This window comes from Eggerthella hominis, from assembly GCF_014287365.1.
In the GTDB taxonomy this organism is placed as follows: Bacteria; Actinomycetota; Coriobacteriia; order Coriobacteriales; family Eggerthellaceae; genus Eggerthella; species Eggerthella guodeyinii.
Map to the genome: position 1 here is coordinate 112131 of NZ_JACOOA010000008.1, position 24890 is coordinate 137020.

A 24890-nucleotide genomic window follows, 5' to 3' on the forward strand; every position below is an offset into this window, starting at 1 on the left:
ATAGCATGAGGCGGCGAGCTGCAAGCGGGACGCGCGGACGACACCACGCGCTTGCCATCCAGGCGAAACGCGTTGCGTGCGGCGACCAGCGTGCGGCGCGTCGCGGGAGGGCGGGGCGCGTCCTAGGACGCGACGCGGCGCGCGACGCGCAGCGTGCGCACGAGGTTGCGGACGTTCACCACGTCGAACAGCACGGCGAACAGAAACGCCACGGCCAACCCCGCGGTGACGGCCCCTTGCCGAGGCGCGATGATGAACACGAGCGGCGCGCCGAACAGCACGAGCGGGACGATGAGACCGATGAGGCAGGAGCCGAACCGCTTCCACAGCCCGTAGACGATGGAGATCATCACGTACAGGAACAGCCCAGTGGCCACGGTTCCCACCAGCGCCGACACCGCCAAAAGCGCCACCTTGCCGGCCACGACGAGGCTCTCGCGGCCGAGCTCTCGCTTCACTTCGTCGAGGGCTTCCTGCGGGGTCTTGCGCGGCTCGGCCGACGCGCGAAAGGGCGCGAAGGGGTCGAAGGGGTCGAACGGCTGGCCGCCGCCCGCGCCGGCGGCGCCGGAGCGCGGCTCGTCCCACGACGTCCACACGTAGGTGGTTTGGCCCTGCCCCTGGCCGGGCGCTTGGCCGAAGGGCCAGCCGGCGAAGGGGTCGCCCGCGCCGGGGTTCGGGGTGCCGGAGGGGTGGGCGTAAGGGTTCGCGTAGGGCCGCGGGTCGCGGCGCGGGTCGAACTCGGGCGTCCACGAGCGGTTGAGCAGCACGTCGCGCGCCTCGTTGATGCGCTTCGTGAACTCCTCGGCGTCTTCGCGCTCCTTCGACCCCAGCGGGAACTTGTCGGGATGATGCGCGATCACCAGCTTGCGGTGGGCCTGTTTGACCGCGTCGTCGGTCGCGCCGTCGGATAGCCCCAGGATGTCGAGCGCTTCGGATTTTTTCATGCCCCCACTATACGCGCCGCCCTTTCCCCGCCATCACGCCGTCAGAGAACATCCACAAACGCGCAAGCCGACCCGGAAAGGGCTCCCGATGGGCCGCAGCGCCGGCAAAGTGGCAGAGATCGCGCCAAATGTGCAGATTTTCGGGCGCGGCTGCGCGACGGGTTTTTCGCGACCTGGTGTTTTGCTGCGGCAAGCGTTTTTGCGCAGCTGAAATCCATACATTTGGCGCGATCTCTGCCACTTTGCCGCAGCCGCGCCTCAGACGACCTCGTGCGAGAAGCTCAGAAGCTCGCGCCTCAGGGCGAGGCGGGCGGGTTTCCACGTGCGATCGTCGAAGCGGAGCCGCTTGCCGAGCAGCTTCGCGATCGCCCGCGCCGTCTTGTCCATGCCGCCGCAGTCGAGCACCTGGGCGCGCGTCACCGTGACCACCGCGATGCCCAGGTACGACAGGGCGTTGCGCCGGCTCGCGTCGCTGGCGATGCGCTCGGCTCCGGTATGGTAGGCGTCGCTGTCGTACTCCACGGCCACGTTCTGCGCGGGCCAGAGCAGGTCGCATACGTAATAGCCCTTCGCCGACGCCATCCGCGCGCGCTTCGTCACGTCCACGCGGGCGTTCATCCGAGGAGCGGGCAGCCCGTATCCTCCCCAGCGGGGCGGCAGGCACAGAAGCATGACGAGGATCGTCTCCATCGGCGAGGCCGAGCCGTCCAGCACGTAGCCGAGCGCGCGCTTCGCGAGGACCGCGCCCCGAGCGCTGCCCGCCGCCTCCAGAAACCGCCCCAGCTCCGCAACGCTCGTGAGAGGGTCGCCCTTGACGAAGCCGGCAGGGTTCGAAGCCGACAGGCGATACGAGCCGCACAGCTCGAACCCCAGCCGCACGAGCCGCGGCAACGTCAGGCTGCTCGCCAGGTGCAGAAAGCACAGCTCCGGCGAGGCCGAGCACACGTCGCGGGCGATGCGCAGGATCGAGCCCGGAACCAACGCCTCCGAGCAGGCATGGCACGTCGCGCGCTTGAGGCGACGGCGGTCGGACGCGCGCGGGACGAGAAGGTGCACCGGCATCGAAAGGCATGCGAATCCCCCGCGTGCGAGCAGCTCGACGTCGGACGCGCGCGGGGCGAAGCGCTCCGCGGAGAGGGATCGCATGACCGCGCGCGGGAGGACACGCGCGGAACGCAGGTACTCAACCGTCGATATGTTGCACAGGCACAGGGTCATGCACCGGAGCATAGCACGCCGTTTGCGCTGGTGGGACGAGAAGACCGCCCGCGCTAGATCCGCGTTGGAACCGCGAAAGATCCGCACCGAATCCGCGTTGGAAACGCGCCCTGCTTGTATATCGCGCGGAATTGTTACACAATACGACCGGGGAATTGAGGGGAAAACAATGAATAGTCCGAAACGTTTCGCCATGGAAGCGCTCGTCGCCATGCTGTTCGCCTGCTTCCTGTCCACAAGCCTGTTCGTGCGGCAAGACGGGGCGAGCGGCCTCGTGCTCGCGCACTACACGAGCCGCATCGTCGAGATCGCGGCGTGCTTCCTGATCGCCTTCGTCGCGCGCGGCTCCCGCATCAACCCGTTTCGCCTGTACCAGGCGGGCGCGGGCGCGTTCGCGGCGTACCTCGCGTTCGAGGGTTGCAAGGTTCTGCTGCCTCCCGGCCTCTTCAACGGCCAAGCCGTGCTGCTCGATGCGTGCTCGGGCTTCTTCAACGGCATCCTCATCGCCTGCATGGTGCTGCTGTTCGCCCGCGCGTTCTGCTCGCTTCCGGCGCGCCACGCCCTCGTGCTCATCCCGCTGTCCTGGGCGTGCTCGCATCTCGTCTTCCTGGGCAGCTACCTCCTTCCCCCGGCGCACGTCCACGCCGTCGAAACGCTCTTGCTGCTGGCATCGGGCGCAGGGCTTCGCTTCGCCCTCGGGCACCTCATCCCCGACGCCGCCTTCGAGGGGATCGTGGCGCCGCGCAGGGAAACGCTCGCCATGGTGCCGCTGCTCAAGTCGAACCGGTACTTCTCGCTGTACTTCGGCATGCTCGTGTTCCCGTTCTTCTACGGGCTCATGGCCCAGATATGCGCCGACGCGAACATCAGCTCGGGGTTATTCGACGTATCGACCGAGATCGTGGGCATCGTGATCCTCGTGCTGCTGGCGATGAGCGCGCCGTTGCAGAAGAGCGGGCTCGACGCCGAAGGCATCTTCGTGATCGTCCTGCCCGTGTTCGCCACGGCGTTGCTGTTCTTCCCGCTGTTCTGGGATCGCGAGGTGTTCGTGTCGGGATTCATCATGAAGTGCGGGTTCCTCGTCTACACCTCGCTCATGTGGATTCACCTGCAACGGCTGACCAGCAAGGCGCCCGACAAGTGCTTCTTCTTTTTCGGCATCGCGCTGGGGCTGTACCATCTGGCGCTCATGGCCGGGCGTTTCTTCGCCTATGCGCTGAACGCCTATACCGTGCTGTCGGACCAGACCATCGCCGTTGCGGCGCTGTTCGCCATCTGGCTGCTGTCCATGGCGGCGCTCGTCATGCTGTTCGCCCATCGGCGCCGCAGGGAGCCGAGCGCCGCGCCTACGCCCGCGACCAGCTTCGATGCGGCTTTCGCGCGGTTCGCCGACGAGCAGGGGCTGTCCGAGCGCGAGCGCCTCGTAACCCGGGAGTTCGCGCGCGGGCGCACGGTGGCGCACATCGCCGACGAGCTGGTGGTGTCGCAGGAGACCGTGAAGACGCACCTCAAGCGCGCTTATGCGAAGACGGGCTGCCATAGCCGCCAGGACCTCATCGACCGGATCGACGCCATCGCAGGCGAGAAGGCGGCCGGGTAACGGACGGAACCCGGCCGGCCGGCGCGCGAAGCCCGGCCGGCGCGGACGCGTCGACCGGGCTCCAAGAAGGGAGGGAGTTCGCTCGCGAAACGCTCGGCCGGGTTAGGCGACCGGCGTCTCGGCGGCGGCGTTCTGACCGGCGATGCGGCCGTACACCATGTACATGCTGATCTTGCCGTGGCCGCGATCGCATCCCACGTAGCCGCCCACGCATTCGCCGGCCGCGTACAGATGCGGGATGATCTCCTGATCGTCGAGCTTGACGGGGTCGGGGCCCGCATGCTCGGAACGCTTGCACACCTGCGCCTTCGTGTTGGCCACGAGACCGCCCATCTGGTCGTGCGCGAAGAACTGCATCTTCACCGCGCAGAACGGGGCCGTGGCGAGCGGCGCCGTCATGCCCTCCTTGCCGAATTCGTCGTCCGTTCCGGCGCTCGCGAAGCCGTTGTACCGCTCCACCTGCGCCTTGAGCGCGTCGGCCGGCACGCCGATCTGCTTCGCCAGCGCGTCGAGGTCGTCGGCGACGGCCACGTAGTCGGGGTTGAGGTAGGGGGCCTTGTCCTCCGCGGGAGACTTGAGCTTCTCGACATCCCACTTGAGCGCCTCGGCGCCGGCGGCGTCCACGAGCGCCCACACCGCGCGCGGCGCGGCCTGGTTCAGGTACGACTCGTAGAACGGCTCCTGCGGGTACACGAGCGCGGCGTTCTCGTCCACGAAGCGCGTACCGTCGGCCTTCACCAGCATCACGTTGGAGAAGTCGTTGATGCTCATGCCGACGCCCGTCGAGGGCGGGTTCTCGATATCCACCGGGTCCCACACCTGGTAGAAGCGGGTGCCCCACTTGAAGCGGAACTCGCACACGTACGACATGTCGCGCGTGCCCGCGCCGATGTTGACGGCGGCGTTCGTCAGCTCGCCCGTCGTCTGCACGTAGGGCAGGCCGCCGGCGGACAGGTCGGCATCGAGGCGCGGGTCGTAGTTCAGGCGCATGGCCTCGTTCGACTTCCAACCGCCGCTGCCCATGATGACGGCCTGGCGCGCCTTGAAGCGCTTCGTGGCGCCCTCGGCCTCGACCTCGAGGCCGATGACCGTGCCGTCTTCCTGCTGGATGAAGCTCGTGGCCTGATGCTCGAGCAGCATCTCGACGCCCAGGTCGCTGGCGCGCTCGTACATGACGTACCAGTACGAGATGCCGCCGCTGCCGGGGTACGCGTCGCTCTTGTCGGGCGTGAGCGAGCACGGAACGTCATGCCCCTCGTTCTGCGTCACCTTCTCCTTGAACACGACGCCCAGGTCGTCCTGCAGCCAGTCGACGCATTCGTTCGCATGGTCGATGAACGTCTGCAGCAGCTCGGGCACGGCGCGATGCTTGCCGTAGGCGAAGATGTCGTCGTAGAAGCGCTGCGGCGTGTCCTCGATGCCCGCCGCCTTCTGCACGACGTTGCCGCCGCCGAACTGGGCGTTGCCCGCGCACAGGATGGAGTTGCCGCCGTACACGGTGTTCTTCTCCAGCAGTACCACCTCCGCGCCCGCCTGCGCGGCCTCGATGGCGGCGCACAGCCCGGCGTACCCGCTGCCCACCACGAGGATGTCGGTTTCCTTGTCCCAGGCCGCGTCGCTTGCCGCCGCTTTGTCGCCCGCCGGCGCGCCGCTCGAGCAGCCCATGAGCCCCGTCGCCACCGCTCCCGCGGAGACGAGTCCCAGACCTTGGATGAAATGACGACGCGACAGGTTTTCGGTTGCTCCCATGATGTGTATCCCCTTTCGTGCTGATTCCCTGATGCTCCTTGTTTGACGTGCGAACCTTCGTGCGCGCGGCTCCTCCTTCCTCCGATGCGCGCACGGTCAGTCGTGACAGGTGTAGCAGGCGAAGACGCCCTCGTGATGGCAGCTCAGGCATTCGTTCATGGCGCGCTCTTGGATGTCTTCGTCGCTGTGCATGTTGTGGCAATCGCCGCAGGCGATGGCTTCGTGCTCGGCCACGCCTTCGGGATCGTGCGGGTTGCGCTCGGTGCCCTCGGAGTCGGTCAGGACCACCGAGCCGTCGGTGGCGGCGACGAGCCCCGCGCGGTCGCCGTAATGGCAGCTGAAGCACGTGGCGTCTTCCACGCTCGTCTTCTTGAGGCGCGTGGGCATCTTGTCCGAAGCGGTTTTGCCTTCGTGCACGGCAGCGAGCGTCGCTTCGTCGCCGTGGCACTGCGCGCAGGCGACGTCCTTGTGCTGCGACGCCTCGCAGGCGGAGCTGTCGTAACTGCCCCGCTCCGTGGCATGGCACGTGCCGCAGTCCCCACCCATCGACCACGCCGCGTCGACGGCCGGCGCGTTGCTCTTCGCGTCGTCGCGCGCACCCCCATCCGACGTTTGCTGAGGCGCGCACGCGCCCAGGCAGCAGAGCGCCGCCGTCGCCAACGCCGCAACGGTTGCGCACGCGGCCCGCCGTGCGCGCGTTCTTTGCGATTGCTTCATAGTCCCCTCCTTGAATCCCCTGGTCAGCAGATGAGGGCAGCATACGGCGCGTCACGGGGAAAAGCTGTCCCGCCAAGGAGGTGGAGCAGGGGAATCCTGTCCCCTGAAACAGGGGAATCGGGGAAGAAGGGCGCGCGAGGGCCGAACGCACGAGCGGCCTCCCGGAGGAGGCCGCTCGATGAGTGCGTGCCGGTGGTCGGCCGATCAGGCCGCCGGAGCCTTCCTAGTGGCGGAAGTGGCGGTGGCCGGTGAACACGAGTGCGATGCCGTGCTCGTCGGCGGCGGCGATCACTTCCTCGTCGCGGATGGAGCCGCCCGGCTCGATGACGGCCGTCACGCCGGCCTCGGCCAGCGCGTCGAGGCCGTCGCGGAACGGGAAGAACGCGTCGGACGCCGCCACGGCGCCCTTGGCTTCCTCGCCCGCCTGCTCGACGGCGATGCGGGCGGAGTTCACGCGGTTCGGCTGGCCGCCGCCCACGCCGATGGTCGCATGGCCCTTCGTGATGGAGATGGCGTTCGACTTGATGGACTTGCACACCTTCCACGCGAACAGCAGCTCGGCGAGCTCCTCCTCGGTGGGCTGGCGCTTCGTGGGCACCGTGAACGTCGCGGGGTCCTCGGCCACAGCGTCGGAATCCTGGCACAGGAGGCCGCCCTCGACAGCGCGGTACTCCACCTCCCCGCCGGCCGGATTCACGCCGCCCGTGGACAGCAGGCGCGCGTTCTTCTTGGCGCTGTACATGTCGAGCGCGTCGCCCGCGAACTCGGGGGCGATGATAGCTTCGACGAACTGCTTGTTGTCGAAGATGGCCACCACCACGTCGGAGGTGACGGGGCGGTTGAACGCCATGACGCCGCCGTAGGCGCTCACCGGATCGCACGCGTGCGCGCGCTGGTAGGCCTCGACGAGGTCGTCGTTCTGGCACACGCCGCACGGCGTGAGGTGCTTGACGATGACGCAGGCCGGCTCGTCGAACTCGCGCACGGCTGTCCAGGCCGCGTCGAGGTCGAGGTAGTTGTTGTAGGACAGCTCCTTGCCCTGGTGCTGCTTGGCGTGGGCCAGGCTGTGCGGGGCGTCGGCGTAGTCGTCGCGGCGGTAGAACGCGGCGCTCTGGTGCGGGTTCTCGCCGTAGCGCAGGTCCTGCACCTTTGTGAGACGCAAGCAGCGATCGGCCGGGAACTTCACGTCGCCCTCGCCCTCAAGCTGGGCGCCCATCCACGCGGCGATGGCGCCGTCGTAGGCCGCCGTGGTCTCGAACACGTCGAGCGCCAGCTTGGCGCGCGTGTCGCGCAGGGTGGCACCGTCGTTGGCGCGCATCTCGGCCAGGATGGCATCGTAGTTTTCGGGACGCGTGACCACGGCCACGCTCTCGAAGTTCTTGGCCGCGGAGCGCAGCATGGACGGGCCGCCGATGTCGATGTTCTCGATGCAGGTGCCGAAGTCGGCGCCGCTCTCGACCGTCTTCTCGAAGGCGTAGAGGTTCACCACCACCATGTCGATCATCTCGATGCCGTGCTCGGCCGCCTGGGCCATGTGCGCCTCGTTGTCGCGCTTGGCCAGAAGCCCGCCGTGCACGCGCGGGTGCAGCGTCTTCACGCGGCCGTCCATCATCTCGGGGAACTGCGTCACGTCGTCGATGGGCGTGACCGGCACGCCGGCGTCCTTGAGCGCGCGGGCGGTGCCGCCCGTCGAGATGATTTCCGCCCCGAACTCGTCGACGAGCGCGCGGGCGAAGTCCGCAACGCCGCTCTTGTCCGTGACGGACACGAGCACGCGCTTGACCTTAGGATTGCTCATATGGCCTTACATCCTTTCCTCTTGTTTGCGACTGAACGGCCCCATGCGTCCAATCTCCTTCGACGCATGGTACCACCCGGGCCGCGAGGCGGACGAAGAGGCGCGCGCATATCCCGCGAAAGCGCACGACGGGCAGGTTAGCGAGCGGCAAGCTCCTCGATCACGGAAGCCGTGTCTTTCACCTGGGCGAAGCGGCCGTCCCATATGCGGTCTTCGAAGTAGGCGGTGAGGGCGTCGCCCGTCGCGAACTCGCTGTCGAAGGTGGTGACGGCCTCGCGCGGCACCGTCACCTCGAAGCCCAGCTCGAAGGCTGCCTTGACGGACGCGTCGAAGCAGAACTCCGTCTGCATGCCGCACATGACGAGGCGCTTCGCGCCGAGGGACCGCAGCATCTCATGGAGCCCCGTGCGCCGAAACGCGCTGTTGAAGCGCTTGCCGACGCAGGGCTCTCCGCCCTGCGGGGCGACGGCGGCATACGCCTGCCACCCGTCCGTGCCGCGCTCGAGCTCGTCGCCCGCTCCCCCGTCGTGCAGCACGTACACCACGGGAACGCCGTTGCAGCGGCACGCCCCGACAAGCGCGCCCACCGAGGCGATGAAACGCTCCTCGTCGGAAGGGTGCGCCTCGACGAGCGCGGTCTGCACGTCGATCACGATCAGCGCGTCGTAGGCTCCGTTCTGCATCCTAGCGACCGAGGCTCTTCTCGTGGCGCTCGCGCGCCTCGGCGCTGTAGCGCTGACGGTAGCGCACGTCCACGAGCTCGGCCACGATGGCGATGGCCAGCTCGGCGGGCGTCTTCGCCCCGAACTTGAGGCCGATGGGCCGCTTGACGCGCTCCCAGTCCTCCTCGGTGGCGCCGCTGTCCAGCACCAGCTCGTGCACGCGGTCGTTCTTGCCCGCGCAGCCCATCATGCCGACGTAGTGCACGTGGTGCTTCGCGGCCCACACGCAGCCCTCGGGGTCGAACATGTGGCCGCGCGTGAGCACGCACACGTAGTCCTCCGGCGCGGCGTCGAGCTCGTCGAGCGCGTCGAAGTTGCCGCCCTCGAGCACGATGCGCTTGGCGCGGGGGAAGCGCGCCTCGCTCACGTACGCCGGATCGTAGTCGACCACCGTCACCGCGAAGCCCACGTGGTCGGCGAGCGCCGCCACCTCGCTGGCCGCGTCGGACGCGCCGAGCAGCCAGACGTGCACCTGGTCGAACAGGGGGACGCTCGCCCAGGTGAGGCCCTCGAACTGCTCGTTGTGCATCGAGGGGCCGCGCGTAACGTCCTTCATCTGGAACAGGTCGCGCGGCGAGTACGGGCGCGCGGCCACGACCTCCTTCGCGTCGTTGCAGAAGAACACGAGCGGCTCGCCGTCGGCCGAGCCCGCGTCGCCGTACTTCTTCGTCACCTCGTTGTCGGTATTGCGCTGGGCCTCGTCGGCGTCGTAGACGATCTTGAAACCGAGCCAGGCGAGGTCGCCCTCCTCCATCGCGCGCAGGGCGCGTTCGAACGTGGGGATGTCGTCGGCCGTGAGGCTGCGCGCCACCGCGTCGAGGTACGACGGGTCCACATGCTGGTTTCCCTCGGTCGCCTCGGGCGAGAAGCACGGGAAGTCCTCGACGCGCAGGGCGGGCGTGCGGCCCTCGCGGAGGTCGGCGATGATCTGCTTGAGCGCGGGTTGGATCATGATAGCTCCTTGGTTTCATCAGGGACGGGCGACGAGCTTACGCGCAGCGAGAGCGGCGAACCTGCGGGTCGCTCCGCGCGTTCAGCGGGCGGGGGCGATATGCACCTTGCGGTCCTCGCCTACGGTGACGCGGCCTTCGGCTATGAGGCGCAGCACCTCGGGGTACAGGACGTGCTCGACCTCGTGGATGCGGGCCTCGAGATCGTCGAGGGCGTCGTCCTCGCGCACCTCCACGGCGCGCTGCGCCACGATGGGGCCCAAGTCATAGTCCTCGTTCGCGAAGTGGACGGTGATGCCCGTCACCTTCACGCCCGCGTCGTAGGCGTCCTGGATGGCGTGCGCGCCCTTGAACGAGGGCAGCAACGCCGGGTGCAGGTTCAGCACGCGGTCGGGGAACGCGTCCAGCAGCACCGGCGTCACCTTGCGCATGTAGCCCGCCATCACCACGTAGTCCGCGCCGGCGTCGCGCAGCGTCTCGACGATGCGTTTGTCGGCCTCGATCGGGTCGGCGTACACGTCGCGGTTGAGCGCCGTGACCGGGATGCCCGCCGCGTGCGCGCGCTCGATGCCGTAGGCGTCGGGACGCGACGACACCACGTGCACGATCTCCACCGGCAGCCCCTCGGCCGCCGCGTCGACGATGGCCTGCAAATTCGTGCCGCTGCCGCTCAGCAGCACCCCGATCTTCAGCGGCTCGGCCATGGCCCTACGCCTCCGCGTCGGCGCCGAACGCGTACAGCGCGCCGTCGCCCGTGTAGCGGACCTCGCCCTCGCCGGGCACGATGCGGCCCACGCGGTACGCGGTTTCGCCGGCCTCCGTCAGCGCGGCCTCCACCTCGTCGGCGCGCGCCGCGTCCACGATGAGCACCATGCCGAGGCCCATGTTGAACGTCTTGAGCGCCTCGGCCTCGTCGAGGTGCGCCGCGTCGCACACGAACGACGCGATGGCCGGCACCGGCCACGTGCCGAGGTCCACCTCGGCGGCGCAGGTCTTCGGCAGCGCGCGGTCGAGGTTCTCGGAGATGCCGCCGCCCGTGATGTGCGCGAGCGCGTGCACGGCGCCCTCGCAGGCCTCCAGCACGGCGCGCACCGGCTTCACGTAGATGCGCGTGGGCTCCAGAAGCGCGTCCTGGAGGCTCGCGCCGCCCAGCTCCTCGCGCTCGATGCGCAGCTCGTAGTGGGTCTTCCCCTCCACGCACACCTTGCGCGCCAGCGAGTAGCCGTTGGAATGCAGGCCGCTCGACGCGAGGCCGATCAGCACGTCGCCCTCGCGCACGGTGGCCGGATCGAGCATCTTCGTGCGGTCGACCACGCCCACGCAGAAGCCGGACAGGTCGTAGTCGTCGGGGTCCATGACGCCGGGGTGCTCGGCCATCTCGCCGCCGATGAGCGCGCAGCCGGCCTGCTTGCAGCCTTCGCCGATGCCCGCCACGATCTCGGCCACGTTCTCGGCCTTGAGCTTGCCGATGGCCACGTAGTCGAGGAAGAACAGCGGCTCGGCGCCCGTGGCGAGGATGTCGTTCGCGCACATGGCCACGAGGTCGATGCCCACCGTGTCGTGCTTGCCGGCCAGCTGCGCCACCTTGAGCTTCGTGCCCACGCCGTCGGTGCCGCTGACCAGCAGCGGGTCGTCCATGCTCTTGGCCGCCGCGATGGAGAACAGGCCGCCGAAGCCGCCGATGTCGCCCACCACCTCGGGACGGTACGTGTCGTGCACGACGCCCTTGATGGCTTCGACGGCGCGCGCGCCCTCGGCCGTGTCCACGCCCGCCTGCGCGTAGGTCACCGCGTCTTCGTCCATCCAGCTGGGCATGTGCGGGCCGTCGTCGGTCTGCGTCGCGCTTACGGTAATTCTCTCAGTCATCTTGGCTCCTTGTGCCGTATCGTCCAGGTCGGGGCGATCCCCCACTGTCATGCTGCTGTCGTGCGCGGCGCGCCTAGCCCGTCGCGTCTTCGCCGTACGTCTCGTCGAAATCCTTCTTCGTCAGGAAGCTCCTCTTGGCCACCGCGTCGGGGATGGCCACCGGGTAGTCGCCGGTGAAGCACGCGTCGCAGAACCCCTGGCGACGGGCGTCGGGAACGGCGGAGCGCAAACCCTCGAGCGAGATGAAGGCCAGCGAGTCCGAACCGATCCACGCGTTCATCTCGCCGAGGTCCATGTTCGCGGCGATCAGCTGATCGCGCGTGTCGGTATCGATGCCGTAGAAGCACGGCCACCTCACCTCGGGGCTCACGATGCGCAGGTGCACCTCCGCCGCGCCCGCGTCGCGCAGCATCTGCACGAGCTTCTTCGACGTGTTGCCACGCACGATGCTGTCGTCGATGACCACGAGGCGCTGCCCCTCGATCACCGAGCGCAGCGGGTTCAGCTTCAAGCGGATGCCCAGCTGGCGCATGGCCTGGGTGGGCTCGATGAACGTGCGCCCCACGTAGCGGTTCTTCACGATGCCGTCGGCGTACGGGATGCCGCTCTCAAACGCGTAGCCCAGGGCCGACGGCACGCCCGAGTCGGGCACGCCCAGCACGAGGTCGGCCTCCACGGGGGCCTCCTGCGCCAGGATGCGGCCCATGCTGCGGCGGGCCTGGTACACGCTCTGGCCGTCGATCACGCTGTCGGGGCGCGCGAAGTACACGTACTCGAAGATGCACGCCGCCGACGCCCGGGCGGGAACCCCCTGCTCGGCGTACATGCCGTCGCGGTTGAAGCGCACGATCTCGCCCGGCTCGACGTCGCGCACGTACTGCGCGCCCACGATGTCGAGGCCGCACGTCTCGCTCGACACGACCCAGCCGCGGCCGTCGGGCAGCGCGCCGATGCACAGCGGGCGGATGCCGTTCGGGTCGCGGAACGCGTACAGCGAATCGGGGCTGGCCAGCACCATGGCGTAGGCCCCCTCGATATCCTCCATGGCGCGGCGGATGCCGTTGCGCAGGTGGTGCGTGGCTTGCGTGACCTGGCCGATCACCTTCGCCGCCACCTCGCTGTCGGTGCCCGAGCGGAACTGCACGCCCTCGTCGATGAGGCGCGTGCGCATGGCGTTCGTGTTGATGAGCGTGCCGTTGTGCGCGAGCGCGATCAGCACGTCGTCGATGGCCGAGATGTGCGGCTGCGCGGCCTCCCACGATGCGGCGCCGCCGCTCGTGGAGTAGCGCGCGTGGCCCACCGCCACGAAGCCGTCGAGCGCGGCCAGGCTGGCCTCGTCGAACACCTGGGTCACGAGGCCCAGGTCCTTCGACACCATGATGGTCTCGCCGTCGCCCACGGCGATGCCGGCGCTCTCCTGCCCGCGATGCTGCAGCGCCTGCAGGCCGAAGCACGTCATGCGCGCCACGTCCTCCCCGGGCGCGAACACACCGAACACGGCGCATTCCTCCTCGAGACGGTCGGGGCGCTCGCCCGGCAGGATCGAGGTGCTCATGAAGCGATCTCCTGTTCCGCCGAATCGACGGCCGCGGCCGCCTCGGGGTCCACGACGTCGCCGCCGTCCTCGCCCACCGTGCTGGCCGCCACGTAGGAGTACAGCACGTAGCGCCCGTCGGAAGGCAGGTTGTCGCAGGTTGCCAGCGCGAAGGTGTGCGCGATGTCGGCGGCCTCGGGAATGTCGGAGGCGGCCACCACCGAGCGGTCGATCTTGTCCTGCACGTAGGCGACGCGCTCGGCCTCGTCGGTGAACTGCGTCTGCGCCAGCGGGTCGTCGGCCGCCACGTGCACGAGCGCGAACGTGTTCAGCTGGTAGTTGCCCTCGGGCGTGAGGATATACACCGTGCGATGGTCGTCGAACTGGGCGGCATCGCTGAAGTCGGCCAGGCAGGCGAACATCGAGCCGTCGTTCAGATGGTGCCCGTAGATGATGTTGTTCGGGTCGGAGAAGTCGCTCGCGTTCTCGGCCGACAGGAAGATGGCGCCGAACGTGGCGATCCACCCCTCCGAGCCCTTGAAGTCGTGCGTGAGGTACTTCACGTCGTCGGTGGTCTGCACGATGGGGTAGTTCACCACGGTGCCGGGGATGTAGATCCAGCCCACCGTGTCGGGGTTGATGGCCTTGAGCGCGTCCCAGTCCACCGTGAGGTCGGCCAGCGACGTTCCTTCGATGTCGCTGGGCGGCGTGAAGCCCTCCTCCGCGACGCTTTGGTAGGTTTGCTGGCCCTGCCAGTAGCTGAAGCCGATGGCTCCGAGCGCGGCCAAGGCCACGACGAACACCACGAGCGCGATCCAGAACACGACCCGCCACGGGCCGCCCTTCTTCTTGGGACGCCCGGAACCGGGCTGCTGATGACTCGGGTACTGCTGGTACGGGTTGCCCCCGCCGCCGTTCGACCGGCGCGACGCGGGTTGCACGGGGCGGTAGGCGGAGTGCTGTGCGGTAGCCGGACGGTAGGCGCCCGGTTGCGCCCCTGCTCGCGCCTGCGGCGCAGCGCCCCTCGGCGTGCGCGGCTGCTGCGCATGTCGCCCGCTCGACGCGGGATCGGGATACTGTCGATACTCGGACATGTTCACCTTTCGGATGATCGTCAGATGACGGAATTCCGTCTTCGCCAGACCGTTACCATAATAAACAAACGCCCCCGTTGACGGGGGCGCGATGTTCGCAAAAACGCAATTTTCACGATCGGAAACCGCTGTTCGCCAAAGCGGCTACTTCTTCATCTCGTCGATGAAGCCCTTCGCGATGAAGCCGATGATGACGAGAACGATGATCGCGACGATGACCCAGATGGCCTCCATAGGCACGGTGATTCCGAACAGAGTCATGGCTCTTTACCCCTTTTTTCGTTCAAGCGCGCGCATGCGCACGGTCGTTTTGAGTACTGCTGCCCATAGTAACGCGATCTCAGTTTTCGTGCAAGCGCGCTTCCAGAGCATCGTTGATTATTTTAAGCGCCTTGACGCGCGCGTAGCGCTTGTCGTCGCTCTCGAGGACGATCCAGGGGGCGAACGGCGTGCTCGTCAGGCGGAAGATATCCTCGACCGCGGCTTTGTACTGGGGATACTTGTCGCGGTTGCGCCAGTCCTCGTCGGTGATCTTCCACTGCTTCGCGGGGTCCTGCTCGCGATCGTGGAAGCGGCGGAGCTGCTCCTCGGGGCTCACGTCCACCCAGAACTTCAGCAGGATGGCGCCCCAGCGCACCAAATCGCGTTCGAATTCGTTGATCTCGTCATACGCCCGCGTCCACTCCGACACCGAGGCGAAACCTTCGACGCGCTCCACGAGCAGGCGGCCGTACCAGCTGCGGTCGTAGATGCCCACGTGGCCCGCCTTCGGCAGGCGCGTCCAGTAGCGCCACAGGTGCGGGTGCAGCAGCTCGGGCTTCGTGGGGGCCGGGCTCGGGAAGACGGTGTAGGCGCGGGCGTCGAGCGCCTGGGCCACGCGCTTGATGTTGCCGCCCTTGCCCGCCGCGTCCCAGCCTTCGTACATGATCATGAGCGGGATGCGCTTCTGGTACATCTCCATCTCGAGCTTGTTGAGACGCTCCTGCTCGGCCTTGAGCCGCACCTTGTACTCGTCGGGGTCGAGCACGAGCGTGTGGTCGATGCGATCGAGGCGCGGCGGGTCGTCCACCTGGCGGTAGCGCGACACGCGCGGCGCGCGGGCCGCGGCTTCGGCTGCGGCGCGCTCGGCCTCCTCGCGCACGCGGGCCTCCTCCTCGGGCGAGCGGCCGAACAGCGGCGCCTCGTCGAGGGCGCCCGCCGAGTTGGCCTGCGCCTTCGCGGCTGCCGCGGCGGCGTCGGCGTCGGGGACCGCCTCGAGCGCGCCGGTAAGCGCGTTGACCAGCGTCTCGGCGATCTGCAGGTTGGCGCGGCGCTTGTCCTCGCCGTTCACGAGGTTCCACGGCGCGAACGAGAAGTCGCTGCCCTTCAGCAGGTTGTCGTAGAGCCGGTAGGCCTCCTCGTAGTTGCCGATGGTGGCCAGCTTGTCCTCGCCCACGCGCCAGCGCGTGGCCGGGTCGTCGTGCAGGCGCGTGAGGCGCTTCTTCTGCGCCTCCTTCGTGACGTGCACGAAGAACTTCACCACGAGGTAGCCGTCGTCGGCCAGCTGGCGCTCGAAGTCGGACGCCGAGGTGAGGTAGCGGCGCAGCACGTCGATGTGGCGCTCGTCGCGCGCCTCGGCCATGGCGGCCGCGACGGCCTTCTGGCTCTTGCGCTTGGAGGACTTGAGCGAGAGCTTGCCGAACTCGGTGTACAGCATGTGCTGGACGGCGGCGGTGTACCAGCCGCGGTCGAAGAACGAGATGGTGCCGCGCTGGCCGAGCCCCTTCCAGAACTCCTGCATCACGGGGTAGAAGCCCGTCACGCCGTGCGCGCCGCCCGCGAACGAGCGCGCGGCCTTCACGTCGAGGTTCTCGGTGACGTACACGCTGGTCGCGCGCGCATCGAGGTGGTACATGAGATCGGAGATGCGGCTGCCCTTGCCGGCGCCGTTCCATCCCTCGAACAGCACGACCAGGCCCACGCCCTGCACGCGCGCCTGCTGCTGCAGCACCACCAGCTGCTCCATCAGCTCGTCGCGGCGCGCCTTGTAGGCGTCTTTCGAAAGCGGTTCGAGTGAGAAATCGACGGTCTCCAGCATGGGCGCTTCCTTTCCTTCGAGAGGTTCATAGTACCACAAGGGCCCCGGAGGGCCCGGCCGGGCGGTCCGCGTCAAGGAAGAGCGAAAAGTAAAATCCTGCTTTCAGTTCCTCGCGCTTCTGGCCGGAGAGCGCGGGTACGCCTACAATGGAGGGATGGAGCACGTTGCGGATCGCCCCAGGCGAGCCGCCTGATTGCGGATGGATGGACCAATGCCCAACTATGCGGTGGTCGACCTTGGGTCGAACTCGATACGCCTCGTCGTGTACGACGTGAAGGACGCGCACAAGCGCACGTACACGAGCAAGGACTTCAAGAGCCTCATCAACGACAAGGTGATGGCGGGCCTGTCGGCCTACGTCGTGGACGGCGCGTTCACCCGGGACGGCATCGACCGCGCCATAAGCGTGCTGCGCGGCCACGCGAAGCGCGCGCGGTACTTCAACTGCGAGAAGATGGAGGTGTTCGCCACCGCCGTCATCCGCAACGCCTCGAACTGCGAGGAAGCCGTGATCGCCATCGAGGAGGGCGCCGAGCTGCCCATCTCGCTGCTGTCGGCGCAGGACGAGGCGCACCTGGGCTTCGTCGGCGCCACGTGCGACCGCACCGTGGTGCAGGGCACGCTCGTGGACATCGGCGGCGGCTCCACCGAGCTCACGCGCATCGAGCACGACCGCGACTTCGACAACGCGAGCATCGGGCAGGGCTCGCTCTCGTCGTTCGCCCAGCACGTGCGGGGCATCCTGCCCACCGGCGCCGAGATGGACGCCATCGCCGCCGCGTTCCGGGAGCGCTTCGCCGCGCTGCCGCGCCCGGACGCGTACCGCTCGGAAGTGCTGTTCGGCATCGGCGGCAGCGTGCGAGCGGCCGCCAAGATGCATGCCCAGGCTGCCGGCGCGACCGCCCGTCCGAAAACCATGACTAAAAAGGAAATTCATGCGATACTGGAATGGTGCCGCACCGACCCCGACGCGTTCGCCCACACCGCGCTCAAGGCCTCGGCCGAGCGCGTGCACACCCTCGTGCCGGGCTGCATCATCCTTCTGGAGCTGCTCGACGCGTGCGGAGCCGATCGCCTCGACGTGTGCAAGTACGGCGTGCGCGAAGGGTATCTGATCGACCGCATGCTGCGGTAGCGACGCATGCAGGAATCGAACCACGGGAAGGGGACGTTCATGGACACCGCCAAGAAAGCCACCGCCGAAACCGCCGAGGCGTCCATCGGCCAAGCGAGCGCCGCGCTCGCGGAAACGCGCGCGGACGAGATGCGCGCCTCCATCGACGAGGTCGAGGGCGCGAGCCCCTCCGTCGAAGGCGACGCGCCCGTCAAGGCGCCGTACCTGCAGAACCGCGAGCTGTCGTGGCTCACGTTCAACGAGCGCGTGCTCGACCAGGGCGCCGACGAGACGGTGCCGCTGCTCGAGCGCCTGAACTTCATCTCCATCTTCTGGAGCAACCTCCAGGAGTTCTTCATGGTGCGCGTGGGCAGCCTGACCGACCTGTCGCTCGTGAAGAAGCACATCATCGACTCGAAGTCGGGCATGACGCCCACCGAGCAGCTCGAAGCCATCTACGCGCGCTGCCACGAGCTGTACCCCATCCAAGAGCGCACCTACGAAAGCGTCCGGAAGCTGCTGTGCGAGCACGGCGTGTGCGGGCTGCGCCCCGAGGACCTCGACGACGAGCAGCGCGCCTTCCTCTCGGGCTACGTGCACAAGAACGTGATGCCGTTCCTGTCGCCGCAGATCATCAACTCGCGCCACCCGTTCCCCCACCTGGAGAACGGCGCGCTGTACGTGGTGCTGCGCCTCAACGAGGATCTGGGAGCGAAGAAGAAGGCCCCGAAGGCGAAGGACGGCGAGAAGCCGACCAAGGAGGAGAAGGCGAAGAACCTCGGCGCCGAGGGCGTGACGCTGGGCCTCGTGCCCATGCCGCGCCAGTGCGAGCGCGTGATCGCGCTGCCGGGCGACGGGCTGCAGTTCATCCTGCTCGAGCACGCCATCGAGATGGTGGCCGACGAGATCTTCTCCATGTACGCCATCAAGCACACGAACGTCATCTGCGTCACCCGCAACGCCGACCTCGATGCCACCGAGGGCACCGACGAGAGCGATGAGGACTACCGCGAGCACATGAAGCGCATCCTCAAGAAGCGCTCCCGCCTGGCTCCCGTGCGGCTCGAAAGCGAGCGCCCGCTGTCCCCCACCCTGGAGAAGCTGCTGCTCAAGCGCTTGAACCTCAAGCCGTACCAAGCCTACGTCACCAAGGTGCCGCTCGACATGAGCTACACGTTCGGCCTGGCCGGCCGCCTGCCCGAGGGCCAGCGCGCCGAGCTGACGAACACGCCGTTCACGCCGCAGTGGCCGGGCTGCCTCGACCGCAACCGCCGCATCATCGACCAGGTGACCGAGAAGGAAGTGCTGCTGTCGTACCCTTACGAGAGCATGGACGCCTTCGTGCAGCTGCTGCGCGAGGCCGCGAACGACGCGTCGGTCATCTCCATCAAGATCACGCTGTACCGCCTGGCCAGCCAGTCGCATCTGGCCGAGGCGCTCATCGCCGCCGCCGAGAACGGCAAGGAGGTGACCGCCCTGTTCGAGCTGCGCGCCCGCTTCGACGAGAGCAACAACATCGAGTGGTCGCAGCGGTTCGAGCAGGCGGGATGCAACGTCATCTACGGCTTCCGCGACTTCAAGGTGCACTCGAAGATCTGCTGCATCACGCGCCAGACCGAGCACGGCCTGCAGCACATCACGCAGCTGGGCACCGGCAACTACAACGAGAAGACGGCGAAGCTGTACACCGACCTGTCGTTCATCACCACCGACGAGACGTTCGGGCGCGACGCCACCGAGTTCTTCCGCAACATGGGCCTGGAGAACACCTCCGACAACTACGACATCATGTGGGTGGCCCCGCTGCAGATCAAGCCGATGATCCTCGCGGGCATCGACACGCAGATCGAGCACGCGAAGGCCGGCGAGCCGTGCGGGCTGTTCTTCAAGACGAACTCCGTCACCGACAAGGACGTCATCGAGAAGATCGTCGAGGCGTCGCAGGCCGGCGTGGACGTGACGCTGTTCGTGCGCGGCATCTCGTGCATCGTGCCGGGGCTCGAAGGCTGCACCGACCACGTGCGCGTCGTGTCCATCGTGGGCCGGCTGCTGGAGCACAGCCGCATCTACGGGTTCGGCCCGCGCGACACCATGAAGCTGTACCTGTCGAGCGCCGACCTCATGACGCGCAACATGGACAAGCGTATCGAGATCGCCTGGCCCGTGCTGAACGATCAGCTGCGCGAGGAGATCCTGGGCTACCTGGACGTGTCGATGAGCGACACGGCGAAGCTGCGCGAACTGCTGCCCGACGGAAGCTACACCCCGCTGGGCGCGTTCGCCAAGGAAGCCGAAGACGGCACGACCACGCTGTTCGAGTCGCAGGAGTTCTTCATCAAGCGCGCGCAGCAGCGCCGGCTCGAAGCGGCCGAGGAGGAGGCCGCGCGCGAGGCGAACCGCCGCAGCGCGCTGCGCAGCGAGGTGCCCGTGGACGAGGAGCTGTTCGAGAAGCCGGCCGTGCAGGAGCCGACGGCTGCGGAGACGGCCGCGCCCGAGCCTGTGGCCGCGGGCGCGGCTGCATCCGCGCCCGCGCCCGAGCCGGCGCTCGAGGCCGACGCCATCGAGCCGCCCGTCGGCGAGCCGGCGGCGCGCACCGCGCGCCCGGACGACCGAGGGCTCGCGACCACGCCGCCGCCGCGCAAGAAGCCGAGCTTGCTCGTGCGCTTCCTCAGCCTGTTCGCCCGCAGGTAGCGCCCCGCCCGCGCGCACGAGAACGCCCCCGGCTTCGCAAGGAGCCGGGGGCGTTTGTTCGTCGATGATGCGACAGGAGCGCGGTCCGACGATGCCTGCGGTCGACCGGCGGCAGGTCGCGGCCGCGTCCGTGTCGCACCGCCTACGATCCCATGGAAGCGCCCGCGCGCGCAAGAGGCCGCGTGGAATCGTTGCCGGGAAGAAGCTCGCACGTTGAGGGGCGCGGGTGCGACCTGCGAACCGACGGGCGCGTTCCGCGCCGATTCGCAACGGCGGCGGCGTGCGATCGGTGCGGGATAGGATGCGCGCATCCCACAGCTTCCGCCGCGCCATGAGGGAGGGGCTACCCCCTCTTCACCGGCCTCACGTATTTCCAGAAGCGCTCGGGGTCGTGGTAGAAGTACAGCACGCGGCCCGGCTCGGTGTCGAAGCGGTAGCCGGTGCCGTCGAAGTCGAACGTCGCCATCGCCTCCTCGATCTTCCCTTCCACGCTGCGGTTCTCCTGCTCGTAGTCGAAGGGGCCGTGCTCGAACACGAGGTACTCGGCCTCCGGCACGTCCATCATCGTCAGGTTCGGCGGCACCGCGCCGTCGTAGGCGGCGGGAAGGCGCACGCCGTAGCACTCGACGCGCGGGAACCCCCAATCGCACAGCCTTCCGCCGGGGTCGCCGATGTAGGCCATCACGTGCCCGCCGCTGCTGTCCGCCTCGCTGCCGCCGTTGTCGTCCAGCTTGCCCTTGATGCTGTCGAGCAGGCCGCACACCGTCTCGTGGTCCTGCCCGGGCACGAGGCTCTGCTTCTGCCAGAAGTCCCAGTACCCGTTGCTCTCGCTGTTCCTCACGTGCAGGAACCTGTGCGCGGGGATGGTTACGAAGTACGCTTTGACGTCGTTGCTTGATTTCACCATGCCGATCTCTCCTAATCCTAGAACGTACCGGTCGAACGGGTTGATCTTCGTGCGAAGCACCACCGGCGCGGGCCGCTTGCGGTATGCGCTGGGGACGATGCCGTACGCCGCCTTGAACGCCCGCGTGAACGCCTCGTGCGAAGAGAATCCGTAGTCGAAGGCGATGTCGAGCATGCTGCGCTCGCCGTCGCGCACCTCCTTGAGCGCGAAGGCCAACCTGCGCTGACGCAGGTAATCCCGAAACGACATGCCCGAGATCTCCTTGAACTTCCTCGTCATATGGAACTCGGAATAGCCCAGCCTGCGGGAGAGCGCGCTCAGGGCGAGCGCCTCGTCGTCGTGCCGTTTGATGCAGGCGTCGATCTCGTCGACGATCACCTGAATATGCCGCTGCCACTCGTACATGCGCTCGTTCTCCTCGTCTCGACTACGCAAGCGTACTATAGTGAAGCCGAGACGCCGCCGCTTGATCCCGCTTGCGGTTGTTCCGTTTTCCCCTTGAAGTTGCACATTGAGGGCGTCGTTCGCCGCCATATCCCGTATCATGGCGAAAACGCCGTGCGGAGGCATGCTCCGCCGTACCGAAGGGGAACGTTCGATGTCCGAAAAGAATCCCGCCCGCGGTCTCGCCCTGTTTCTGACGGCCGCCATCGTCACGTTCGGCTGCCTGACCGTCATGCAGTTTCTCGAGAAGCCGTGGTTCTTCGTCGCCCTCGTCGCCATGCACGCAGGCATCGCGCTGTTCGTGGTCAGCAAGCGCGTGCTGCGCAAGCAGGAATTCGACCTCCTGCGCTACTTCAAAAGCGAGTACGCGATGCTGCTGCCGTTTTTGCTGATCATGGCCTACTCGCTGATCTCGAAGACAGGCGCGTTGCCGCCCTTCGGCTCCGCGAAGGCGTCGATCACGCTCGTGTACGCGCTCATCTGCTTCGCGGTGACGTTCTGGAACTTCCGCCACATGCAAGCCGATGCGCGAGCGCAGGCGGGGACCGACGCAGCACCGACCCCTGCGCGCGTCGCGCTCGCCGACTGAAAAGGCGCGCTCCCAACCCGCAGCGACGCGAATAAACGCGCGCGGAGTCACAAAAATCACCGCTGTGAAGCGTTTGAGGCGTTTTCCAACCACCGCTTCCGCCCATTCGTTGGGCATTTTCCCTGTTCGCGCGTGCGCGAACAGCAACCCAATTGCCGTCCCGAACTTCACAGCGGTGATTTTTGTGCAGAAAGAGCGTCTTCCGCTGGTAGACCACCATTGACATAAAGATCAGGCCAGGTTGTCATCCTGAGCGGAGACGGCGCGAGCCGCCGCAGTCGAAGGATCCCGTGAGGCACCAACCGCAACGCATGCCGCTATCGCCGCGGGGATCCTTCGGCGCGCTTCGCTCGCTCAGGATGACGATGTGCTGATCCGTGCCTCCGCACCCCGCGCCCCACCCTGCAGCGCCCGCATCCGCGCCTTCGCGCCCTCCTCCGCGCCCGCACTCGTCGACGTCCGCCCAGCCTCCTCGGCGGGGCGCCGCCGCGCAGGGGCGTCGCGACCATCGCGCCGGCCGCGTTCCGGCCGCGCCGCTTCGGGCTCCCTTGCGTGCGGAAAAATCGGGCTTTTGGCAACCCGGCCCTCCCGGCTCCCCGCTGTGGAAAGCTCCCGACCTGGGGTTTCGCCGCCCGAGACCGCGGCGGCGGCGCCCCGCGACGGCGAAATAGGGGGAAAGATTGCCAAAAGCCCGATTTTTCCGCACATAGGGAGGCGAGAGCGCGACGGCGCGGGCGCTTCCGGCCGACGCCCCGACCGGAAGCGGGCCCGCGGAACCCCAGTCGGGCGTTACACGCCAAAGAGGGAGTCAGAACGAATGTTTCACATGAAACATTCCGGGCCCCGACGCCCCGCGCTACACCCCCCGCAACGAAGCGACCCCGGCACGCAGAACGCGCCGGGGTCGTTATCGCCGGTCGATGAGGCTTCGGACTAGACCTCGCGCTCCACCACGTCGGCGATGGCGCGCGCGTGGCGCTCGGCTTCTTCGGCGCTGGCGGCCTCCACCATGACGCGCACCACCGGCTCGGTGCCGGAGGGGCGCAGCAGCACGCGGCCCGAGTCGCCCAACTCCGCCTCGGCGGCTTCGACGGCGGCCTGCACGGCGGCGTTGCCGTCCACGGCGTGCTTGTCGCCCACGCGCACGTTGATGAGCGTCTGCGGGAAGCGCGTCATCACCGACGCGGCGTCCTCGATGGTGGAACCGGCGCGCTGGCACGCGGCCAGGAACTGGAGCGCCGTCACGAGGCCGTCGCCCGTGGAGTTGTGCTCGAGGAAGATCATATGGCCGCTCTGCTCGCCGCCGAGGACGAAACCGCCCTCGCGCATGGCCTCCAGCACGTAGCGGTCGCCCACCTTCGTCTGGATGAGCTCGATGCCCGCGTCGCGCAAGGCATGGGTGAGCCCGAGGTTGCACATGACCGTGGACACGGCGGTGCCGCCGGGCAGCAGGCCGCGCTTGTGCAGGTCGATGGCGCACACGGCCTCCATCACGTCGCCGTCGATCTCGTTGCCCTTGGCGTCCATGAGCATGACGCGGTCGGCGTCGCCGTCGTGCGCGATGCCGACGTCGGCGCCCGTCTCGGCCACGAGCGCGCGCAGCGGCTCGAGATGCGTGGAGCCGCACTGCACGTTGATGTCGGTGCCGTCGAAGTCCTCGTTGACCACGACGACCTCGGCGCCCAGACGGCGCAGCGCCTCGGCGCTCGTCATGCACGACGCGCCGTGGCCCACGTCGAGCGCCACCTTGAGGCCCGCGAAGTCGATGCCCTCGTTCGCCACCGTGGACACGGCGTGCGCGACGTACAGCTCGCAGGCGTCGTCCACCGGCAGCGCCACGCCCACCTCGTCGCCGCCCGGGAGCTCCTCGACCGGCGGGCCGCCCGCGGCCAGATAAGCCTCGATCTCGTCCTCCACCGCATCGGGCAGCTTGAAGCCCTGGCTGTCGAACAGCTTGATGCCGTTGTACTCGGGCGGGTTGTGCGAGGCGGAGATGACGATGCCGCCGTCGCAGTGCAGCTCGCGCACGAGCAGCGCGATGGCGGGCGTCGGGATGATGCCGGCCAAGAGGGCCGTGCCGCCCATCGACATGATGCCGGCGGACACGGCGGCTTCCAGCATGTCGCCGGACAGGCGCGTATCCTTGCCGATGAGGATGGTGGTGCCCTGGAACGCCACGGCGGCCTGGCCCAGCTTGAAGGCCGTCTCGCACGTCAGCTCCTTGTTCGCCACACCGCGAACCCCATCCGTTCCAAATAAACGAGCCATGCTACTTCCCCCTCTTCACGTGATTCTCGTACAGACGGACGGCGCCCTCAGGGCGCTCGGCGTCGGTCATGCGGTTGTTCAGCTCGGCGGCGAACTCGTCGAGGTCGATGCCGTAGCGCTCGAGCACCACCAGCAGGTGGTACACCACGTCGGCAGCCTCGTAGCGCAGATGATCCACCGCTTCGTGGTACTCGGCCGGCAGCTCGACGGCCAGCGACTCCTCCTCCACGTCGTTGCCTCGACCGCATTCGAACGCCAGGGCGGCGGCCAGCGACGAGCACGACCAGGACTCGACGTCCTTCGCGGCAAGCGCCACTTCGCCCGCTTCCTCCATGACCTTCTTCAGCACGGTGTCGGGCGAATCGGTGAGCAGACGATGGGTGTAGCTCCCCTCGTCGGCGTCGCGTCGCGCCGCGATGGTGGCGGCAAGCGCCTCGAGCGTTGCCCCGATAGGGGATGCGGGCGGCTGCTCGTTTTCCGGTAGGTAGGTTTTGATCGGCATGAGATGATACCTTTCGAGATGATCATGCGGCTCTTCCCCTTGCGATGGCCGCACGACTTGCAGGTCCCGCAATCCAAGCGCCCGCGCAAGGGAAGGAGACAAAACG

19 protein-coding genes are annotated in these 24890 nt (G+C 67.8%); 4 read left to right on the plus strand and 15 right to left on the minus strand.

The genetic code is table 11. The features are described 5' to 3' along the window. Positions 1–122: 122 nt before the first annotated feature. Together H8S61_RS15250 and H8S61_RS15255 are read right to left on the minus strand one after the other, a co-directional pair. Positions 123–944, minus strand: coding sequence for a J domain-containing protein (locus H8S61_RS15250; RefSeq protein ID WP_186939579.1), 822 nt, complete (start codon positions 942–944; stop codon positions 123–125). A gap of 258 nt (positions 945–1202) precedes the next feature. Beyond that, the gene (locus H8S61_RS15255) at positions 1203–2006 is read right to left on the minus strand and encodes a hypothetical protein (RefSeq protein ID WP_186939580.1); all 804 of its coding nucleotides are present in this window, start codon (positions 2004–2006) and stop codon (positions 1203–1205) included. A 325-nt stretch (positions 2007–2331) separates the two neighbouring features. On the opposite strand from H8S61_RS15255, the gene H8S61_RS15260 reads away from it, so the two are divergent. Further along, on the plus strand, positions 2332–3762 hold the full coding sequence (locus tag H8S61_RS15260) for a helix-turn-helix transcriptional regulator (RefSeq protein ID WP_186939581.1): 1431 nt from the start codon (positions 2332–2334) through the stop codon (positions 3760–3762). A gap of 102 nt (positions 3763–3864) precedes the next feature. Here H8S61_RS15260 and H8S61_RS15265 read toward each other — a convergent pair whose 3' ends face one another. The 10 genes from H8S61_RS15265 to H8S61_RS15310 form a co-directional block, all read right to left on the minus strand. Continuing rightward, positions 3865–5511, minus strand: a complete 1647-nt coding sequence (locus H8S61_RS15265; RefSeq protein WP_186939582.1) for an FAD-dependent oxidoreductase — start codon at positions 5509–5511, stop codon at positions 3865–3867. Between the two features lie 96 nt (positions 5512–5607). Next, positions 5608–6228 carry a cytochrome c3 family protein gene (locus H8S61_RS15270; RefSeq protein ID WP_186939583.1) on the minus strand — a complete coding sequence of 207 codons (621 nt, stop codon included), beginning with the start codon at positions 6226–6228 and terminating at the stop codon, positions 5608–5610. Between the two features lie 223 nt (positions 6229–6451). After that, positions 6452–8026 carry a bifunctional phosphoribosylaminoimidazolecarboxamide formyltransferase/IMP cyclohydrolase gene (purH, locus tag H8S61_RS15275; protein ID WP_186939584.1) on the minus strand — a complete coding sequence of 525 codons (1575 nt, stop codon included), beginning with the start codon at positions 8024–8026 and terminating at the stop codon, positions 6452–6454. 137 nt (positions 8027–8163) lie between these two features. After that, positions 8164–8709 (minus strand): cysteine hydrolase family protein, encoded by a 546-nt coding sequence (locus tag H8S61_RS15280; protein ID WP_186939585.1) that lies wholly within the window; start codon positions 8707–8709, stop codon positions 8164–8166. Position 8710: 1 nt separating this feature from the next. After that, positions 8711–9700: an XdhC family protein gene (locus tag H8S61_RS15285; protein ID WP_160942966.1), complete on the minus strand. Its 990-nt coding sequence runs from the start codon at positions 9698–9700 to the stop codon at positions 8711–8713. Between the two features lie 81 nt (positions 9701–9781). Then, positions 9782–10402 (minus strand): phosphoribosylglycinamide formyltransferase, encoded by a 621-nt coding sequence (purN, locus tag H8S61_RS15290; RefSeq protein ID WP_186939586.1) that lies wholly within the window; start codon positions 10400–10402, stop codon positions 9782–9784. 4 nt (positions 10403–10406) lie between these two features. Continuing rightward, positions 10407–11564, minus strand: a complete 1158-nt coding sequence (gene purM, locus H8S61_RS15295; RefSeq protein WP_154334289.1) for a phosphoribosylformylglycinamidine cyclo-ligase — start codon at positions 11562–11564, stop codon at positions 10407–10409. Positions 11565–11637: 73 nt separating this feature from the next. Then, positions 11638–13119, minus strand: a complete 1482-nt coding sequence (gene purF / locus H8S61_RS15300) for an amidophosphoribosyltransferase (protein WP_186939587.1) — start codon at positions 13117–13119, stop codon at positions 11638–11640. Then, positions 13116–14192, minus strand: a complete 1077-nt coding sequence (srtB, locus tag H8S61_RS15305; protein WP_086414411.1) for a class B sortase — start codon at positions 14190–14192, stop codon at positions 13116–13118. Before srtB ends, purF begins: the two co-directional genes overlap by 4 nt. A gap of 340 nt (positions 14193–14532) precedes the next feature. Continuing rightward, positions 14533–16269: a polyphosphate--AMP phosphotransferase gene (locus tag H8S61_RS15310; RefSeq protein WP_154334286.1), complete on the minus strand. Its 1737-nt coding sequence runs from the start codon at positions 16267–16269 to the stop codon at positions 14533–14535. 211 nt (positions 16270–16480) lie between these two features. Here H8S61_RS15310 and H8S61_RS15315 point away from each other — a divergent pair, with 211 nt between their 5' ends. Both H8S61_RS15315 and ppk1 read left to right on the plus strand, forming a co-directional pair. Further along, positions 16481–17404 (plus strand): Ppx/GppA phosphatase family protein, encoded by a 924-nt coding sequence (locus tag H8S61_RS15315; RefSeq protein ID WP_186939588.1) that lies wholly within the window; start codon positions 16481–16483, stop codon positions 17402–17404. Positions 17405–17443: 39 nt separating this feature from the next. Further along, a complete protein-coding gene (gene ppk1 / locus H8S61_RS15320; protein ID WP_186939589.1) occupies positions 17444–20074 on the plus strand; it encodes a polyphosphate kinase 1 in 2631 nt (876 codons plus the stop codon). A gap of 343 nt (positions 20075–20417) precedes the next feature. Here the strand turns inward: ppk1 and H8S61_RS15325 are convergent, their stop codons facing one another. Then, on the minus strand, positions 20418–21386 hold the full coding sequence (locus tag H8S61_RS15325) for a helix-turn-helix transcriptional regulator (protein WP_186939590.1): 969 nt from the start codon (positions 21384–21386) through the stop codon (positions 20418–20420). Positions 21387–21579: 193 nt separating this feature from the next. On the opposite strand from H8S61_RS15325, the gene H8S61_RS15330 reads away from it, so the two are divergent. Continuing rightward, on the plus strand, positions 21580–22014 hold the full coding sequence (locus H8S61_RS15330; RefSeq protein WP_186939591.1) for a hypothetical protein: 435 nt from the start codon (positions 21580–21582) through the stop codon (positions 22012–22014). Positions 22015–22947: 933 nt separating this feature from the next. Here H8S61_RS15330 and glmM read toward each other — a convergent pair. Both glmM and hisE read right to left on the minus strand, forming a co-directional pair. Further along, positions 22948–24282 carry a phosphoglucosamine mutase gene (gene glmM, locus H8S61_RS15335; RefSeq protein WP_186939592.1) on the minus strand — a complete coding sequence of 445 codons (1335 nt, stop codon included), beginning with the start codon at positions 24280–24282 and terminating at the stop codon, positions 22948–22950. Position 24283: 1 nt separating this feature from the next. After that, positions 24284–24784 (minus strand): phosphoribosyl-ATP diphosphatase, encoded by a 501-nt coding sequence (gene hisE / locus H8S61_RS15340; RefSeq protein ID WP_086414397.1) that lies wholly within the window; start codon positions 24782–24784, stop codon positions 24284–24286. Positions 24785–24890 lie beyond the last annotated feature (106 nt).

Coding starts and splice junctions, on each gene's coding strand:
- H8S61_RS15250 (WP_186939579.1), bottom strand. CDS start 944: ATGAAAAAATCCGAAGCGCTCGACATCCTGGGGCTATCCGACGGCGCG.
- H8S61_RS15255 (WP_186939580.1), bottom strand. CDS start 2,006: ATGCCGGTGCACCTTCTCGTCCCGCGCGCGTCCGACCGCCGTCGCCTC.
- H8S61_RS15260 (WP_186939581.1), top strand. CDS start 2,332: ATGAATAGTCCGAAACGTTTCGCCATGGAAGCGCTCGTCGCCATGCTG.
- H8S61_RS15265 (WP_186939582.1), bottom strand. CDS start 5,511: ATGGGAGCAACCGAAAACCTGTCGCGTCGTCATTTCATCCAAGGTCTG.
- H8S61_RS15270 (WP_186939583.1), bottom strand. CDS start 6,228: ATGAAGCAATCGCAAAGAACGCGCGCACGGCGGGCCGCGTGCGCAACC.
- purH (WP_186939584.1), bottom strand. CDS start 8,026: ATGAGCAATCCTAAGGTCAAGCGCGTGCTCGTGTCCGTCACGGACAAG.
- H8S61_RS15280 (WP_186939585.1), bottom strand. CDS start 8,709: ATGCAGAACGGAGCCTACGACGCGCTGATCGTGATCGACGTGCAGACC.
- H8S61_RS15285 (WP_160942966.1), bottom strand. CDS start 9,700: ATGATCCAACCCGCGCTCAAGCAGATCATCGCCGACCTCCGCGAGGGC.
- purN (WP_186939586.1), bottom strand. CDS start 10,402: ATGGCCGAGCCGCTGAAGATCGGGGTGCTGCTGAGCGGCAGCGGCACG.
- purM (WP_154334289.1), bottom strand. CDS start 11,564: ATGACTGAGAGAATTACCGTAAGCGCGACGCAGACCGACGACGGCCCG.
- purF (WP_186939587.1), bottom strand. CDS start 13,119: ATGAGCACCTCGATCCTGCCGGGCGAGCGCCCCGACCGTCTCGAGGAG.
- srtB (WP_086414411.1), bottom strand. CDS start 14,192: ATGTCCGAGTATCGACAGTATCCCGATCCCGCGTCGAGCGGGCGACAT.
- H8S61_RS15310 (WP_154334286.1), bottom strand. CDS start 16,269: ATGCTGGAGACCGTCGATTTCTCACTCGAACCGCTTTCGAAAGACGCC.
- H8S61_RS15315 (WP_186939588.1), top strand. CDS start 16,481: ATGCCCAACTATGCGGTGGTCGACCTTGGGTCGAACTCGATACGCCTC.
- ppk1 (WP_186939589.1), top strand. CDS start 17,444: ATGGACACCGCCAAGAAAGCCACCGCCGAAACCGCCGAGGCGTCCATC.
- H8S61_RS15325 (WP_186939590.1), bottom strand. CDS start 21,386: ATGTACGAGTGGCAGCGGCATATTCAGGTGATCGTCGACGAGATCGAC.
- H8S61_RS15330 (WP_186939591.1), top strand. CDS start 21,580: ATGTCCGAAAAGAATCCCGCCCGCGGTCTCGCCCTGTTTCTGACGGCC.
- glmM (WP_186939592.1), bottom strand. CDS start 24,282: ATGGCTCGTTTATTTGGAACGGATGGGGTTCGCGGTGTGGCGAACAAG.
- hisE (WP_086414397.1), bottom strand. CDS start 24,784: ATGCCGATCAAAACCTACCTACCGGAAAACGAGCAGCCGCCCGCATCC.